Annotated in this window: 11 protein-coding genes; 5 read left to right on the top strand and 6 right to left on the bottom strand. The window is 43.2% G+C overall.

Annotated features, from left to right (window positions below; all coding sequences use genetic code 11):
* The first annotated feature begins 119 nt into the window (after positions 1–119).
* The 3 genes from gyrB (at position 120) to rpoD (ending at position 5,698) form a co-directional block, all read left to right on the top strand.
* A complete protein-coding gene (gene gyrB, locus MAS10914_RS0115135) occupies positions 120–2,057 on the top strand; it encodes a DNA topoisomerase (ATP-hydrolyzing) subunit B (protein ID WP_017316786.1) in 1,938 nt (645 codons plus the stop codon).
* A gap of 326 nt (positions 2,058–2,383) precedes the next feature.
* Entirely contained in the window at positions 2,384–3,022 is a 639-nt protein-coding gene (locus MAS10914_RS0115140; RefSeq protein WP_017316787.1) for a fasciclin domain-containing protein, read from the top strand.
* Positions 3,023–4,522: 1,500 nt separating this feature from the next.
* On the top strand, positions 4,523–5,698 hold the full coding sequence (rpoD, locus tag MAS10914_RS0115150; protein WP_017316789.1) for an RNA polymerase sigma factor RpoD: 1,176 nt from the start codon (positions 4,523–4,525) through the stop codon (positions 5,696–5,698).
* 162 nt (positions 5,699–5,860) lie between these two features.
* Here the strand turns inward: rpoD and MAS10914_RS0115155 are convergent, their stop codons facing one another.
* From MAS10914_RS0115155 to MAS10914_RS0115165, 3 genes are all read right to left on the bottom strand, one after another.
* Positions 5,861–6,040 carry a chlorophyll a/b-binding protein gene (locus tag MAS10914_RS0115155; protein ID WP_017316790.1) on the bottom strand — a complete coding sequence of 60 codons (180 nt, stop codon included), beginning with the start codon at positions 6,038–6,040 and terminating at the stop codon, positions 5,861–5,863.
* A gap of 72 nt (positions 6,041–6,112) precedes the next feature.
* The gene (locus MAS10914_RS0115160; protein ID WP_017316791.1) at positions 6,113–6,292 is read right to left on the bottom strand and encodes a chlorophyll a/b-binding protein; all 180 of its coding nucleotides are present in this window, start codon (positions 6,290–6,292) and stop codon (positions 6,113–6,115) included.
* Positions 6,293–6,685: 393 nt separating this feature from the next.
* The gene (locus MAS10914_RS0115165) at positions 6,686–9,205 is read right to left on the bottom strand and encodes a DNA gyrase/topoisomerase IV subunit A (protein WP_017316792.1); all 2,520 of its coding nucleotides are present in this window, start codon (positions 9,203–9,205) and stop codon (positions 6,686–6,688) included.
* A gap of 259 nt (positions 9,206–9,464) precedes the next feature.
* Here MAS10914_RS0115165 and MAS10914_RS0115170 point away from each other — a divergent pair, with 259 nt between their 5' ends.
* A complete protein-coding gene (locus tag MAS10914_RS0115170; protein ID WP_017316793.1) occupies positions 9,465–9,869 on the top strand; it encodes a response regulator in 405 nt (134 codons plus the stop codon).
* A 290-nt stretch (positions 9,870–10,159) separates the two neighbouring features.
* On the opposite strand, the gene MAS10914_RS0115175 is transcribed toward MAS10914_RS0115170, so the two are convergent.
* Together MAS10914_RS0115175 and MAS10914_RS0115180 are read right to left on the bottom strand one after the other, a co-directional pair.
* Entirely contained in the window at positions 10,160–11,053 is an 894-nt protein-coding gene (locus MAS10914_RS0115175; protein ID WP_017316794.1) for a tetratricopeptide repeat protein, read from the bottom strand.
* A gap of 300 nt (positions 11,054–11,353) precedes the next feature.
* Positions 11,354–12,862, bottom strand: a complete 1,509-nt coding sequence (locus tag MAS10914_RS0115180; protein ID WP_017316795.1) for a UbiD family decarboxylase — start codon at positions 12,860–12,862, stop codon at positions 11,354–11,356.
* 305 nt (positions 12,863–13,167) lie between these two features.
* Here MAS10914_RS0115180 and MAS10914_RS0115185 point away from each other — a divergent pair, with 305 nt between their 5' ends.
* Positions 13,168–13,833: a MotA/TolQ/ExbB proton channel family protein gene (locus tag MAS10914_RS0115185; protein ID WP_026082570.1), complete on the top strand. Its 666-nt coding sequence runs from the start codon at positions 13,168–13,170 to the stop codon at positions 13,831–13,833.
* A 156-nt stretch (positions 13,834–13,989) separates the two neighbouring features.
* On the opposite strand, the gene MAS10914_RS0115190 is transcribed toward MAS10914_RS0115185, so the two are convergent.
* Positions 13,990–16,536: a vWA domain-containing protein gene (locus tag MAS10914_RS0115190; RefSeq protein ID WP_017316797.1), complete on the bottom strand. Its 2,547-nt coding sequence runs from the start codon at positions 16,534–16,536 to the stop codon at positions 13,990–13,992.
* Positions 16,537–16,833: the final 297 nt, after the last annotated feature.

A 16,833-nucleotide genomic window follows, 5' to 3' on the forward strand; every position in this document is an offset into this window, starting at 1 on the left:
TAAACTTCTCTTCAGATTGCCCTAAAGTCGCCACCAAGGCTTTTGTGTTAGAATTTTGGAGTGTTTTAATATTTTTTCGCCTTTAGGCGACTTCACCCCCACTTAACAGGAGATTTTACATGACGAGCAGTTACAGTGCCGCTCAGATTCAAGTTCTGGAAGGTCTGGAACCCGTTCGCAAAAGACCGGGAATGTACATTGGTTCCACAGGTCCGCGAGGACTCCACCATTTAGTTTACGAGGTGGTAGACAACTCGATAGATGAAGCTTTGGCGGGTTACTGCACCCATGTGGAGGTGGATCTCAACGCTGATGGTTCTTGTACAGTACAAGATGATGGTCGGGGTATTCCTACAGATATTCACCCCCAAACGGGAAAATCAGCATTGGAAACTGTGTTAACCGTTCTGCACGCCGGGGGTAAATTTGGCAGCGGCGGCTACAAAGTTTCTGGAGGATTGCACGGGGTTGGTGTTTCTGTAGTGAATGCCCTGTCGGAGTGGATAGAAGTTACGGTTTGGCGAGATAAAAAGGTTCATATCCAGCGTTACGAACGGGGTGTTCCCGTTACGGAACTGATAGCAAAGCCTTACAAAGAAAACCGCACCGGAACTTCTGTCACCTTCAAACCAGACTCCCAAATCTTCACGACCGTTACTGAATTTGATTACACTACTATAGCAAGTCGCCTGCGGGAGTTAGCATATCTGAATGCTGGTGTCAAAATTACTTTTACAGATCACCGTTTGGAATTACTGAAAAGTGATACACCCAAGGTAGAAACCTACGAATACAAAGGTGGTATTCGAGAATACATTGCCTACATGAACAGTGATAAGCAGGCATTGCATGAAGAGATTATCTTTGTGCAAGGAGAACGCAACAACGTAAACGTGGAAGTGGCATTGCAATGGTGTACTGATGCTTATACTGACAATTTACTAGGCTTTGCCAATAATATTCGCACGGTGGATGGTGGCACACACCTAGAAGGGTTGAAGACAGTCTTAACTCGCACCTTGAATGCAGTCGCCCGCAAGCGCAACAAAATCAAAGATAATGAACCCAACCTCAGCGGCGAACACGTCCGCGAAGGTTTGACAGGGGTGATTTCCGTTAAAGTACCAGATCCAGAATTTGAAGGGCAAACCAAAACCAAACTAGGCAACACAGAAGTCCGCGGAATTGTCGATTCTTTTGTGGGAGAAGTTCTCACCGAGTACCTGGAATTTCGTCCTAGTATCGCCGATTCGATTTTAGATAAAGCCATCCAAGCCTTCAAAGCCGCAGAAGCAGCACGCCATGCGCGGGAATTAGTGCGTCGCAAATCGGTGCTGGAATCTTCACCATTACCCGGAAAATTGGCAGATTGCAGTACTAGAGATCCTAAGGAGTCGGAAATTTACATCGTGGAAGGGGACTCGGCAGGCGGGAGTGCCAAACAAGGACGCGATCGCCGATTCCAAGCAATTCTCCCCCTACGCGGTAAAATACTGAACATCGAGAAAACTGACGACGCCAAAATCTATAAAAATACTGAAATTCAGGCGCTAATTACAGCACTCGGTTTAGGAGTTAAGGGCGAGGAATTCGACGCATCGCAACTGCGCTATCACCGTATAGTCATTATGACTGACGCTGACGTAGATGGAGCGCACATCCGGACTCTGTTATTAACTTTCTTCTATCGGTATCAGAGGGCGCTGATTGAACAGGGGCATATCTACATTGCTTGTCCACCACTGTTTAAAGTAGAGCGTGGACGCAATCACTATTATTGCTATAGCGAGCGCGAACTGCAACAGCGCCTCGCTGAGTTTCCCGACAACGCGAACTACACCATCCAACGCTTCAAAGGTTTGGGTGAAATGATGCCAGAACAACTCTGGACAACCACAATGAACCCAGGAACTCGTACCTTCAAGCAAGTGGAAATTGAGGATGCAGCCGAAGCTGATCGCATTTTCACGATTTTGATGGGCGATCGCGTAGCACCCCGTCGCGAATTCATTGAAACCTACGGTTCTAAACTCAACTTAGCTGATTTAGATATCTAAATCTTGTGGGTGTGCATAATTAATGCAATTTAGGCATAATTAGTAAATTTTTCGCACAATTTAAGTACGGCTATGCTTACGGATAACCGTACTTTGCTTTTGCGAGAGATGTTGGAGATTTGTTGAGTAACGGACTCTTTAAGCTTTCATAAGGCTTTCAAAAAGATTTGGTATGACCTGTTTTAGCTAATAGCAAACTGGGTAACTATCCCGCGACACTCCATTCCGCCTCAATCTATTCCTTAGGACTGAGGGACTATCTCAGTTACTTTATTAAGTTTTGTTAAAAGTTATAGAGTGATATTAACAATACATAATATGTAGCTATGAAAGCAAGTAAAGGCATTTTGGGAAAAGCATTGTTTGGTGTTATTTGTGCAAGTAGTCTCATTGCTTTGTCTGCTTGTGGTCAGCCTAGTGCAGAGAATACAACAACTCAAACTACCGAAACTCCAGTAGCAGATGTTCCTCCAGCTGTGCCTCCAATTGCGGAAACTCCCACGACCCCAACAGCCAGCCAAAATTTGGCACAGCTAGCACAGTCTGCATCTGCTCAGGGGTCTTTTACAACGCTAACACGGGCAGTGCAAGCCGCAGGCTTTACTGAACGACTGGCTGAACCAGGACCCTACACAGTCTTTGCACCTACTGACGCTGCTTTTGCGGCTTTACCAAAAGCTACACTAAACAACCTTCTCAACCCAGAAAACAAACAACAACTCGTGAAGCTTTTAAGCTACCATGTTATACTTGGACAAGTGACTTCGAGTCAACTGACATCTGGACAAGTCAAAACTGTTGAGGGGACTCCTGTGACAATCAAGGTTGACAGTACCACCAGTACAGTCACCGTGAAAGATGCTAAGGTCATTCAGGCAGACATTCCAGCCAGTAACGGTGTCGTTCACGTAGTGGACAAGGTCATTCTGCCTCCAAATTTCCAAGCAAGTCTTGATTCCAAGTAAACAGCGAAGTACTTAATTAACTCAGGGTAGGGGCACAAAGCCATGCGCCTTTATCGCCTATACCCTGACACCCCTACTAAAAACTTTGGCAATCTAACTCTTAAAGTTTAGATATAGAATATTCTAAGTTACTACTTACAATTATAAAAATTATTTATTATTCAGCCCTGAGACAATAGCTGATTTGTGAAATTAAAAGTATTAAATATTACAACAACTTGACTCGCGAGATGCAAATCATATCCGTATATTGTTGTTAGTTTTATCTTACTGGTTCGAGCGATGTCTTCCTTGGAAGCTGCTGCCTATAAGCCATCATGCCTTAACTCCGAACTTCATCCCAATTTTCCAAACGTTGCCAGCAACCACAAAGGGGGCTGACACCATCAACCAAAATTATGAGCCGATGGCGATGCTCTCTACGGTGGTCTTGTTAAATATGTTTCTCTATCCCTCTGTAGCACCCTCTAGTATATTTTGCCTTCGTCTTAGGAAATTAAGCGTTAAGTAGGTTAATATCGATAGTCTTAACTGTCAAATCCTTTTTGAATTGATTAAAATATCCTTGTATACAATAAGAACAGTTTGTCAAGATTCATAAGGTTGAAATTTCAACAGTGCGCTAACGTGTGATAAAGACCGAATTAGTTGAACCAAAATTCCATGTCCATTTAGCTAATTCTGCTAAAGTCTTGACTCCTAAGTTAAAGTCATTGGCAGAACAAAGTTAGGGAACTGCTAAAAACCACCGCCATTATTGAATTTGCATTGATGCTGCCTATGGTAAGCCCAATGGAAGAAAGCACAAAGCCGCTTTAGACAACCTGTGGATGACAAGTTTTCGCCAGAGGGCGAACATAACTCCACTCTGGAAGTTATGTAAAGGAAGTGTAAAAATGGGTGTAAGCATTTTTTCTGACTTGGGTTAATAGAAGATATGCTGTTTCTGAGTAAAGAATGCTCTGGGTAATACATTGAAGTAGATATAAGCAGGTGTACTTAACATTAAATGGAAATGAGCATACCACTGCAATTCCAAAAAGTTTTGGAGAAAATACAAGGGTATGGCTGCCTTTTTCAATGTCTTAACTTTGGTAGAACAGCCTTTAACTTGCTTAATGACTTCATGGTTACCACACAAACACAGTGCAATTTCTGTGAAACAGGCTACAATCGGAACAGTCTTTACAAAAGAATCTCCCAACAGTCATATTCATTTGTATGGAGTGGTAAATTTTTTTAGCAGTCCGGAGTCTTTTTGAGACCAGCTAGTAAAAACTGATGTTGCTCGGCAACACACATGGCGTTAACTAAGGATAGGAATTTACCTTCAAGGAAGTTGCCCTTACAGGGTAAAACTATATTGGAAAGGTGTGAAAATTCCAAAATTATCTTAGGCAAGATAGCCAAAAAAGCTCTTTTGTGTTGGGAAATAGCTCACCTTAAGAGCGTAAACATATCTTAAGTAATTGATTCTGCAAGGAGCATGAGGAACGCGGCATGAACCAGGCTAACAACGTACTCGAAAACATATATCAGCCTGATGACCTAGAAATAATGAATCAGCCTGAGATTGAGTTAGAAGAACTCTTGATTGACGACGAAGAGGACTTGCTGACGGGCGATGAAGGCGAACTCGATGAATTTTTAGAGCCTCAGTCTGATGAGGACGACGCAAAGTCTGGGAAAGCCGCTAAATCGCGTCGTCGGACTCAAACGAAGAAAAAGCATTACACCGAGGATTCGATCCGCCTTTACTTACAAGAAATAGGTCGAATTCGCCTGTTGCGTGCAGATGAAGAAATTGAATTGGCACGCAAGATTGCCGACTTACTGGAATTAGAGCGAGCGCGCGAAAAACTTGCACAGCAGTTAGCTCGCGAGCCTTACGACAGTGAATGGGCAGCAGCAGTACAAATACCCTTGCCACAATTTCGTTATCGACTGCATGTTGGTCGCAGAGCGAAAGACAAAATGGTACAATCTAACCTGCGCCTTGTAGTTTCAATTGCTAAGAAGTATATGAATCGAGGCTTGTCTTTTCAAGACTTGATTCAAGAAGGCAGTCTTGGTTTGATTCGCGCCGCCGAAAAATTTGACCACGAAAAAGGCTACAAGTTTTCTACATACGCGACATGGTGGATTCGTCAGGCAATTACCCGTGCGATCGCTGACCAATCCCGGACAATTCGCCTTCCGGTTCACCTCTACGAAACCATTTCCCGGATTAAGAAAACCACAAAGCTGCTTTCTCAAGAGATGGGTCGCAAACCCACCGAAGAAGAAATTGCGACTCGTATGGAAATGACCATTGAGAAGCTGCGGTTTATTGCTAAATCGGCACAACTGCCTATTTCACTAGAAACGCCCATTGGGAAAGAAGAAGACTCCCGACTGGGCGATTTTATTGAGTCAGATGGTGAAACACCAGAAGACCAAGTTTCCAAAAATCTGCTGCGAGAAGACCTGGAAAAAGTCCTCGACAGTCTCAGTCCTCGGGAACGAGATGTTCTCAGACTGCGCTACGGGTTGGATGATGGTCGCATGAAGACATTAGAAGAAATTGGACAAATTTTCAATGTCACTCGCGAACGAATTCGTCAAATTGAGGCGAAGGCACTTCGTAAATTACGGCACCCGAATCGCAACAGCGTTCTCAAAGAGTATATCCGTTAGTCATTTGTTGTACAGACGTACTTATGAGCTGTAGAGACGCTTTCATGAGAACGCTTCTCTACATATATAACTATAAAAAAACCTGAGAGGCAAAAGCTGCACTCCCAGGTTTTTTACTTATTCATTTATCTATGACTACTGAGCAATCCGCAGTCTTAAAACTTACAGGATGCCCCAGAAGTGTAGGAAACCTTGACCAGAAAACAGTTCAATGAGAGTGGCTGCCAAAAAGCCAATCATTGCCAAGCGACCGTTCCAAATTTCTGATTGAGGTGTGAAACCCCAACGCCAAGCATTACGGTCATCCATTACGGGAGCAGTAGCTTTTGTTGTGCCTTGCATGGTCAGTACTCCAATTCTCTAAGTTTTATTAACTTTACCTAATTATCTATAGGCAATCGGTAGTCTTACAATTTACAGGATGCCCCAGAAGTGCAGGAAACCTTGACCTGAAAACAGTTCAATGAGAGCAGCTGCTAAAAAGCCAATCATTGCCAAGCGACCGTTCCAAATTTCTGATTGAGGTGTGAAACCCCAACGCCAAGCATTACGGTCATCCATTACGGGAGCAGTAACTTTTGTTGCGTCTTGCATGGTCGGCACTCCAAACTGATTTGTTTAAGGTTCGTAACCTTACGTAAACAAATATAACAATTATTTTTAAGAAGTGTCATATTTTTTATATCTTATTTAAATAAATTCAACTTATATGAGATTCGCTGATCAGTACAACTGATCATCAGAAAAGATGTATGTTGTAGTGGTTTGAAGAGTTCAGGAGTTTAAAAGAGGGTTAGCCAAAAGACAACATACAGCAGAATAAAGGCGTCAATCGTCAGGAGCCAGAAGTAAAATTTGCTCTATATCTGGCTTTTGAGTTGAAAAGCTGTACCTCATGAACTTGGAATCTGCTGTATTGATTTGTGAAGTTCTAAACTCCTTCTATCCCTGCACCCTTACGGGCGCAGTACTTTGCGCCTTCACACCTTATTGCAGTTGGACGACAGAAATAATTTTTTCTTCGCGATTGAGTTGAAGGACACTTTCACCCGTGCCATCCTTGCCGAAACTGGAAACTGTTTCTACGCTTAGGCGTACCACTCGTTGATGATTAGTGACGAGCGCCACCTCAGTATTTGCGATCGCTCTTACCATTCCTGCTAAGATGTCGGTCTTGTTGGTGAATTTAAAAGTCTGAGTGCCGATATCGCCTCGATTTGCTACCCGCAAAGCACTCACTGGCAGACGTTTAGCGTATCCCAATTGAGTGACCAGTAATAGATTTTCCTTCGTGCTTGAGGTGACACAACCAACCATTTCCTCTTGTTGGCGCACTCGTAAAGCTTGCAGACCCATAGCAGTGCGACCCATAACGGGGAGTTGATGATCATTCACCTCAAACTTCAAGACTCTTCCACCCGAACTCGCTAAAACCAGATGTTCACCCGCAGTGGTGAACTGAGTAAATGACAATTCATCATCGTCTTTGAGTTTCAAAATAGTAATTCCGCGACGAGTCAGGTTAGTCAATTCTGTCAGGGACAGACGCTTGATTCTTCCTTGCTTCGTCAGGAGAACAATCTCGGCATTTTCTAGATGCTCCGGCAGTACAAAGCGGTTAATCACTCCTTCTTGAGCACCCTGAGCAGAGCTGGAGAGCAAGGTAATCAATGGTGTTCCCCGTGGAGAACGTCCACTGGTGGGAGGAATATCTGCCACATTCACTGGGTAAACCTTGCCACCACTAGTGAGTACCAGCAACTCTTTTGCCGTGTCGGTCAATACGGTTTGGATAACGGTGTCATTATCAGATGTACCGTTGTCAGTTCTTGCCTTCCGGGATGATGGTTGACGACGTACATATCCCCGGTGGCTAAACTCTAAAACCACCTCTTCTGGTGGTACATCCAATGTGGGATTTTCAATTTTGGATTTTGGACTCTCTGTGTGTTTACCCCCTTGTCCCCTTGTCCCCTTGTCTCCTTGTCCGGTCACCTCCTCCTCATTCATGACAACTATCTTGGTACGACGGCTATCACTGTATTTGCGCTTGAGCGATCGCAAATCTTTTTTCAGCGACTTGAGTAACTCCTTTCTATCGTCTAGTAATCGCCGCAATAACTGAATTTGCTCATTGAGCTGCTCATACTCCTTATGTAGGTTTTGCTGTTCTAAATTCGTTAAACGTCGCAACGGCATAGCCAAAATAGCATCCGCCTGCACCTCACTCAAATCCAGTCGGTTTTGCAAGCTGATTTTTGCCGTAGTACCATCAGCAGCACCTCGTAAAATCTCCACAACCTCATCTACGTGAGACAGCGCTTTGAGTAAACCTTCAACTAGATCGAGCCGACTTTGGGCCTTATCCAACTCATGAGAGTAGCGGCGGTTCAGTGTCTGCTCTCTAAAACTCAAAAACTCTTGCAACAACTGACGCAAGCTCAGCTGACGGGGTTGTCCATCTACCAAAGCTAGGAGAATTGCCCCAAAGTTACTTTGCAAAGCGGTTTGGTGATACAAATTCTGGAGAACTTCTTGGGGGTTGGTATCGCGTTTTAGTTCAATCACGACGCGCATTCCTTGGCGATCGCTTTCATCTCGCAGATCCGCAATTCCCTGAAGACGTCCTTGATTCACCAAATCCGCCACTTTCTCAATCCAACCCGCCTTATTCACTTGATAAGGCAATTCCGTCACCACAATTGCTGTCCGCCGCTTGCTACCCCTGGTACCTGCAACTTCCTCAATTTGGGCAACTCCCCGCAGCACAATACTCCCTTTCCCTGTAGTGTATGCTTCTTTGATTCCAGAGTTGCCCACAATTTCACCACCTGTGGGAAAATCAGGTCCAGGAATGATCTCAAATAACTTTTCATCGGCTAAGTCGGGGTTATCAATTAATGCAATCAACCCATCTACCACTTCCCCTATGTTGTGCGGTGGAATATTCGTCGCCATCCCCACCGCAATACCAGAACTGCCATTGAGCAAGAGAAATGGTAGCTGCGCTGGCAGTACGGTTGGCTCTTGCTGGGAATTATCGAAGTTACCGATAAAGTCCACTGTTTCTTCACCGATTTCTGTCAGCATTCCCTCGTGGCTGATGGATGCAAGACGCGTTTCTGTGTAGCGCATCGCTGCTGGCGGGTCATTATCCACACTCCCGAAATTCCCATGTCCAGCCAGTAAGGGATAGCGACTGGAAAACTCTTGTACCAGCCTGACCAAGGCATCATAAACCGCTTGGTCGCCGTGGGGATGGTATTTACCTAACACGTCTCCCACCACACGCGCACACTTACGGTAGGGTCGATCCGGCGTCAGACCTAGTTCGTGCATGGCATACAAAATGCGTCGGTGAACTGGCTTTAAGCCATCTCGCACGTCTGGTAACGCTCGCCCAACAATGACACTCATGGCATATTCTAGGTAAGACCGTTGCATCTCGGTGTGCAAGGCTGTGGTAATGACCTGTCCCTCACAGAGAAGGTTTAACTGTTTTGCCATGAGTTTTTTTCCCTAAATTTCCTCTACACAAAATTTGCCATTAACGAAGACTGCAGCAACCACAGCATAACGGATGAAATGCTTTTCATTACACAATCTTGATAGTTACAGGATAAAAAGCAGTAGTATCATCCTTGTTGATGGAGATTTATATTGATTATTTCAAGCTTAGGCACATTCATTGTTTTGATTAGGTGGTATTCCCCTTCTCTGACCTGTGCGCCTTTAGTTAAGATGGGCTAACAAAAGTCAAATTCTCATGAAAACTGTTTTGATTGTCGAAGATGATCTGATTAATGCTCGTGTTTTTTCCAAGATTTTGACCAAGCGAGGTGGCTTGGCGGTAAAACACACTGAAAATGTTGAAGAAGTCATCAAAATTGCCCAATCGGGGGAAGTTGACATTATCTTGATGGATGTTTCTCTGTCACGAAGTGTTTACCAAGGTAAGTCTGTTGATGGTATCAAAATTACACAAATGTTAAAATCCGATCCGCAAACAGCTCCCTTACCTATTATTTTGGTAACAGCACACGCTATGGAGGGCGATCGCGAGAACTTTCTCAAACAAAGCGGTGCTGATGGCTATATCTCCAAGCCAATTGTTGACCATCAACAGTTTGTTGACCAAATCATCGCACTGCTACCTAAGCAGGACAACTAAACGCATAATACGGAGCGATCAACAATGTTCACTCCACGGTAAACTGCACCTAGCACATTTTCATATTAGTGTCCTTAAGTTAAGAACACACCAGAACAGTAGTCCAATGTATATGTTGGGTTACTGTTTCTTTTACAGAATAATATATATGTACTATTAGATGAGATTTTGAGCAAGTAGCAATAGGGAATAGGTTACAGGTTTAGAGGTAATAGGTCAGAGGTTACGGATTTTAGAGTTGAGGTTAGAGTTTCCCTATCCTCTGTCCCCTGAACCCTCTCCTCTGTTTCCTATTGCGGAAGAATTTGTCGCCTGATAGTAGGAGCTGATGGTTCTTCACGTTGCTGGAGAGCAGCTTGAATGCTCGGTAATTCTAAGAATTTTTGCGTATCCGACAGCAGGCGTTGGCCCCAGAGATTTTGTTTGAGAAAATCTACATCAGCGTAGCGCTCGTCAATGCGGATTGCAGCTGCTCCCATTGCCAGACCTTGTTGGCGATCACCTTTGGTATACAAAGCTACTGCCAATGCTAGTAAAGGCTCTGCCGCTTGTTTCTCAATCGTGACAGCGTCTTGCCATTGCTTAATCGCGCCTTGAATATCGCCCTGTTCATACAAAATTAACCCAACATTGTTGATGGCAGGCCAGAATTTTTTGTCAAAGGAGACTGCTTTTGTGTACTGGGCGATCGCGTCAGGAAATTTACGTAGCATATAGTAAGCATTACCCAAATCAAACAACCCCTCTGGGTCATTGGGTTTCAATTTCAAACCCTGTTGGTAGTAACTTGCAGCCTCTTGGTATTTTTCCTGCTGAAAGAGAGCCGAACCTAAAGCGAATTGAACATCACCATTTTTAGGGTTGAGAGATTGTGCCTTTTTTAGGGCATTTATTCCGCCATTCACATCTTTGGTTTGCAAATACAAACCACCTAGGAGAAACCATACTTTATCGTTCCTAGGAGCTAGTTGTGATGCCAAGCGCGCTCTTGGTAAAGCTAGTTCATACTGTTGAAACTGCGCTAGTTGAGCAGCCTCCTTCGCCAGACCCAACCCTTGCTGTTCTAACTTCGCTGCATCAAGTTGCAGTGTATGGGGTACCAGTGCTTGTGCATTTGTAGGTTGAGGTAAACTGCACAAACTACAAACAACCAGAAGAGAAATCAAACCAATCCGTTTAGGCACACTACCGCCTCTTTGCCAAGAATGAAAGAATCTTTCAGCTAGCTTAAACGATTTCCACGGTTGACGGCAGCAAAATTTTACATAGAGAATAACAAAAAAATGCTGTTAGCCTAGCTAACCCCAGTATTTTCATTTTTCTCCCATTCTCCGACTATATGAAACCACCCAGCTCCTCGCTTGTGACCAGAGGAGTTAGGGGAGTTTGCATCCTTCGGGTAAAACCTGAGCCTACGGAGACGCTTACGCTAACGCCGTAGGCATAGGAGATAGCAACTGGCGTGCGACTGGCGTGGTGGGATACTACCTCACATCGTAACCAAACAAATTCGGGTCAACTTCCCCCAACTGCAAATCTGCTAAACCATACTCTCTCCAACGCCTATCAACCATCGCCGCCACCTCAGGATCTGATTCCAAAGGCGCACCCCACTCATGTTCAGTTTCCGGAGGAATCTTCGTCGTTGCATCAATTCCCATCCTTCCCCCCAAACCAATCTTTTCACTTGCAAAATCTAAAGTGTCAAACGGTGTATTCGGTAAAATAAACACATCCCGCGCGGGGTCAACTTTGGAACTAATCGCCCATACCACTTGACGTGGGTCTCTGATATTAATATCTTTATCCACCACAATCACAAACTTTGTGTAGGTGAACTGTGGCAAAGCACTCCAGAAAGCAAGAGCTGCCCGTCGCGCTTGTCCCGGATATGCTTTATCTATAGATAGAATCGCTGCTTTGTACGATAGCGCTTCCATCGGCAAGAAGAAATCCACAATTTCCGAAACTTGTTGCCGCAAAATTGGGGTGTAGATGCGATTGAGGGCGATCGCCATCATCGCTTCTTCCTTCGGTGGTCGCCCGCTAAATGTGGTAAAATAAATTGGGCTTTTGCGGTGCGTCATGCAGTGGAAGCGAATTAAGGGCGAATCTTCCACGCCGCCGTAATAACCCATGTGGTCGCCAAACGGACCATCCGGCAAGATTTCTCCTGGCGTAATTGTCCCTTCCAGCACAAATTCCGAATCCGCTGGGACTTCCAAATCTACTGTCTTACACTTTGCCAACTGCACGCCGGAACCGCCGTAAAGTCCAGCAAACAGCCATTCTGACAAGTCTACCGGGATCGGCGTCGCAGCTGCCATAATAATCAGGGGGTCTACGCCTAGTGCGATCGCCACCTCTAATTTCTTCCCACGTTCTGCTGCCTTGCGTAAATGCCTTGCGCCACCCCGCACCGATAACCAGTGAACAGTCATCGTATTCTTAGATTGTAGTTGCAGGCGATACACACCCACATTCGGCGTCCCTGTTTCACAATCCTTGGTAATCACTAGTCCTAGCGTAATAATCTTGCCAGCATCACCAGGATAGGGACGTATCAAGGGTAACTTGTTCAAATCCAACTCATCCCCTTGAATCACCACCTGCTGACACGCTGGGAAAAAGTCGCGTCCTGGTTTTGCCTTCAGGACATCAAACAGTACCTTACCAAAATCTATCGCTTGGGAAATCTTCTTAGGTGGTTTTGGTTGTTGCAGCATTGCCAACTTTTTCCCCAATTCCTCCAACTGTTGGGGATGCTGCATATTCATTGCCCAGCATATCCTTTCCACTGTTCCCAGTAAGTTGACCGCGACTGGGAAGGATGCGCCCTTGACGTTTTCAAAGAGTAGCCCTGGACCACCTTTTTGTAGCATCCGGTTGGCAATTTCAGCAATTTCTAAATCTGGGTCAACTGGGGTCGAAATCCGCCGTAATTGTCCTCTTTCTTCCAGAAGTTTGATAAATCCCCGAAAATCTCTCGCCATTTTTCCAAAAATAATATTTAAGAAGTGTGAAGCGCTTTCTTATATTATTAGTCATTAGTCATTCGTCGTTAGTTATTCAATGTTCACATCACCACATCTTTCCAACCCTACTCTACCCTACCCTTCGCGGTCTACGAGAAGCTGTCCTCTAAGCGTCTAAACTCCATCTCCCTACAAGGGCAATTGCTTATTTTAACTAGAAGTTAACCTTTCAATTTATTTTTGTAATTCTTAGCAAGAATAGTTCAGATATTATAACCAAAATATGCATTAATTGTTACCATTAAGCGCTTACCTGATCAAATATGACCAGAATATACGACACCTTCCTGGCTGGTGGTCTAGTCATGTGGCCTCTGTTGGGTTTATTTGTAGTCACCTTAGCATGTATCTTGGAACGCAGTTGGTTCTGGTTGAAGCTATTGATTCAAGAAAAACAGGTAGTGCGTGGGGTTTTGACAGAGGCAAAGATAGACTTAGAAAAAGCCGAAAAAATAGCAGCAAGTGCCCAGAATTTAGCCATTGGTCGCTTTTTGGTAGAACCTCTCAGACTGAAAAAGCCCTCTCCCGAAACCTTTCATTTGGCAATAAAAGCCGCTTATGATAAAGAATCCGTGGCAATGCGTAAAGGTGATATGCTACTGGAAAGTGTGGTTGCGATCGCCCCTTTGCTGGCTATCTTAGGTACGGCTAATGGTCTAATCACCACTTTCACGAACCTCAAAACTAACTCTTTAGGCATTACTGATTTCGCTACAGTAACCTCTGGTATCGCTCAGGCGTTAATTAGCTCTACAACTGGAATAGCAGTAGCAATTTTTGCCTTTGTATTTTTCCGAATTTTTCTATGTTTGCAATCGTGGCAAAAAGGCTTTTTCTCTCAAGTTGGCAACGAACTAGAACTGATTTACCTGCAATTTTGGCATGAACCTTCCAACCAAGCAAGCACCCAAATAAAGAATGATCACTGAACAGTTAAGACTTCTCATGAGATGTTTTTGCGGAAATTCCTGCAATTTATGAATCCTTCAGCCCAAATTTGAATTATGGAAGCGACGACAACAATAGGGGACAGGGTATAAGGTACTTGAACTCCAACCTGTTTCCTGTCCCCTTTCACTGACTCCCTATTCCTCTACCCCAACGACAACTTTCTTGGTGTAATACTCAGTCTTCGCATACACGCTGACAATACTCTCACCCACTTCAAAAAACGTCCCTTCTATCTCATCTTTAGAAAACTGCAAATTTAGGTATTTTGCAGCAATTTCCTCAGCAGTGGATGCTTTCGCTTCCATCTCATCTGGCAAAAGTCCAGTAGAACCAATGTAGAACACCAAAGGACAAATTTTATCCCGGTAAATTCTCTCTACATACCCCTCCAATTTAGTATTCCCAGCTGTTAAAGCAGCAACCATTTCCTCTTTGCTAACAAATTTGCCATTCCACTTATCTTGGAATACCCGCACGAGACTCTTAGCACCAACTTTTACAAGAATAGGCGTAATTATACCGTTCTTCTCTAAACCGAGAAAATCATCAAAAATTGGTTTCATGAATTCATCCACTTTTGTGATTTTCGTACGGGATGACAATTGCTTATCTGTGAAAACAATATTTTCATTTAACGCTAGGTCAAAAGAAGGTTTCTGGAAAATTTCCCCAGTCTGTTTGTCATAAACCTGATACATTCTCTCAAGAAATTTATTAGCTGAATGCAGCTTGCTCAAGTTAAGAATATCTTTGCTACCAATATCTATTTTATAGCTCACTCTTGAATCAAGAGTACCATTTGCTAGGGCATCCTTGATGTCGGTGTATTCGTTCGTTGTTGGGAAGTTGATGTAAAGATTTTTTGAAAGGTAATGCTTTTTCAACTCTTCCAACTGTTCGGGTAAAAAGACATCTGACTCTTCTTTCAAGTGAGCAGAAATGATGCTAGAGAGAACTTTAATTTCTGCTAATTCATAAAACAAACCATCAATGCTGCTATACTGTTCCTCAAAAGGTACAAGAGGTAAGTTTTCTAGCTTGATAGTATACTCACTGCGAAAGTCAAATTCTTCTGCTGGCGAACCTTCTTTTTCCAATACGCCTTTTTCCTTAAGTACGTCAAAGGATTTTTTACTGCTGATTTTCACTTTCAGCGACTTCACATTGACTTCACCATCACTGACAATGGTGTAATTATTAAAGGTAACAAGGTCATTCACCAGTAACCCAGCAACTTCAAGAATTGGGGTTTTGTCCTCAGCTTTGACAAGTCTGACTTTGCGGGTGATCAGCATATTAATGGTGGCGGTGTTGTGGTTAATTTCAAACAAACCCAAGCCAACATAACCGCCTTGATCTATAAATTCAGTTATCAGCCAAGGTTTCATCAAGTTGCCATTTTCATCTCTGGAACCTTGAACTCTTTTAATTCCTTTTCTTTGATAATTGTCCTGCAAGTGCTTGATATTAATAATGAGACTGGTGCGATGTTCCTCCAAAATCTTGATAAGTTCTAGCAGAGAAATTCTCTCATTAACTTTCACCTGATCTAGAATTTCATGCTCTCGTAAGATATTAGGATAGAATAGTGCGATGTCAATGTCTTGGGCAAAATCTGCAACTTGCTCATTTGTCAGCGCTTTAGCGTGTCTTTCTGTTAAAGTGGCGTCAAATGTACTAGCAATAGCATACTTTGCAGTATTCAAATTTCCTTCCACCAAATTTGCTTTAGCAAATGCATACACCGACTCATGATTCTGCGCTACAGGTACATCTAATTGTTCATAAGCTTTTTTGGTGATTTGCTTATATTTATAGATAAGAACTTCATCATCGGGTTTCAACCCAAAGATTTTTAATGTTCCTGCTGTACCATTAATTTTATTGGCACTTTTAGAAAGTAAAACTTGATAAGTATAATCAGCAGCTAAAGGTTCTTCCATTGCTGGCGCAACTGAACCATTTAATAGTTTTGCCATGCTGTAAATGGCATCATAAACTTCTTTCACGTCGCCGGCTTTAATGCATAAACCAGATACCATATTGGCAATTTTGGACAACAGCTTAAAGTCAGAAGCGTTGGAATAAGCGATGGTGTTGACGAAAACATCCATGCTTTTGAGTTCTTCACAAATCCCCTCTAAGGCTTTTGCTTCTGCACTGGGACTGCTATCATTAGCATAACCATCACTATGCAAAGTTATGGCAGTCAGTTCTCCTTCTTTAACTAGAGATTTCGCTAACTGCATTGCTTGAGATATGCAGGTTAGATAGGTAGCACGAATTTGTTTGATTTCTTCTAAATAGGGAGAGCTTTGTTTCATCACTTCTTGAATAGGAATTCTCTCGAAATGACAGGTTACATCTGCCTTAGAAGAATAGGATATTAAGGTGATAACTAGCTGGTAATTGATGTATTCATCAAGGGTTAAAATCTTAATCAGAGTCTCTTTCAATGCTTGGATATCCTCATACATCGAGCCGGAACGGTCGATAATAATGATGCTATGCGCTACTGCTTTTTGTGGGATATCACCAGGATTTCTTTCTAAGAGTAATCTGTCTACTAAATAGTAAGCTTTTTCCTGACCACCAAAGTTGTAAAGGGTGAATTTTGTTCTAGTATTATTTGTAGATTTATTGTGGATATTTTGATGTTTAACAACGTTATTTTCTGCCATATTTATTCCAGCCTTGATAAAGGTTAAAAACCATCTTAATTCACATTTTTTTAGTGCGTCACCCTCAGTAAGAAAACCTTCTTACAAACCTTAAAAATTGAGGGTAAACACGCAAAATACTGCAGACAAAAGTTATGTAACTTCTTGCTCAAACTGGCATGGTAAACGCAGATATTTGCAGTGATAGTGATGTTGATGGAGTGTGCTTATGTATATTTACGTAAATTAATGTGTGCATTGCTTTACTTTATTTGCGTTACACACTTCCTAAGCTCTAGAGTACTATTGTACTATATA

Origin of the sequence: Mastigocladopsis repens PCC 10914 (assembly GCF_000315565.1) — a bacterium.
GTDB classification, from domain to species: Bacteria; Cyanobacteriota; Cyanobacteriia; order Cyanobacteriales; family Nostocaceae; genus Mastigocladopsis; species Mastigocladopsis repens.

Coding starts and splice junctions, on each gene's coding strand:
- gyrB (WP_017316786.1), top strand. CDS start 120: ATGACGAGCAGTTACAGTGCCGCTCAGATTCAAGTTCTGGAAGGTCTG.
- MAS10914_RS0115140 (WP_017316787.1), top strand. CDS start 2,384: ATGAAAGCAAGTAAAGGCATTTTGGGAAAAGCATTGTTTGGTGTTATT.
- rpoD (WP_017316789.1), top strand. CDS start 4,523: ATGAACCAGGCTAACAACGTACTCGAAAACATATATCAGCCTGATGAC.
- MAS10914_RS0115155 (WP_017316790.1), bottom strand. CDS start 6,040: ATGCAAGGCACAACAAAAGCTACTGCTCCCGTAATGGATGACCGTAAT.
- MAS10914_RS0115160 (WP_017316791.1), bottom strand. CDS start 6,292: ATGCAAGACGCAACAAAAGTTACTGCTCCCGTAATGGATGACCGTAAT.
- MAS10914_RS0115165 (WP_017316792.1), bottom strand. CDS start 9,205: ATGGCAAAACAGTTAAACCTTCTCTGTGAGGGACAGGTCATTACCACA.
- MAS10914_RS0115170 (WP_017316793.1), top strand. CDS start 9,465: ATGAAAACTGTTTTGATTGTCGAAGATGATCTGATTAATGCTCGTGTT.
- MAS10914_RS0115180 (WP_017316795.1), bottom strand. CDS start 12,862: ATGGCGAGAGATTTTCGGGGATTTATCAAACTTCTGGAAGAAAGAGGA.
- MAS10914_RS0115185 (WP_026082570.1), top strand. CDS start 13,168: ATGACCAGAATATACGACACCTTCCTGGCTGGTGGTCTAGTCATGTGG.
- MAS10914_RS0115190 (WP_017316797.1), bottom strand. CDS start 16,536: ATGGCAGAAAATAACGTTGTTAAACATCAAAATATCCACAATAAATCT.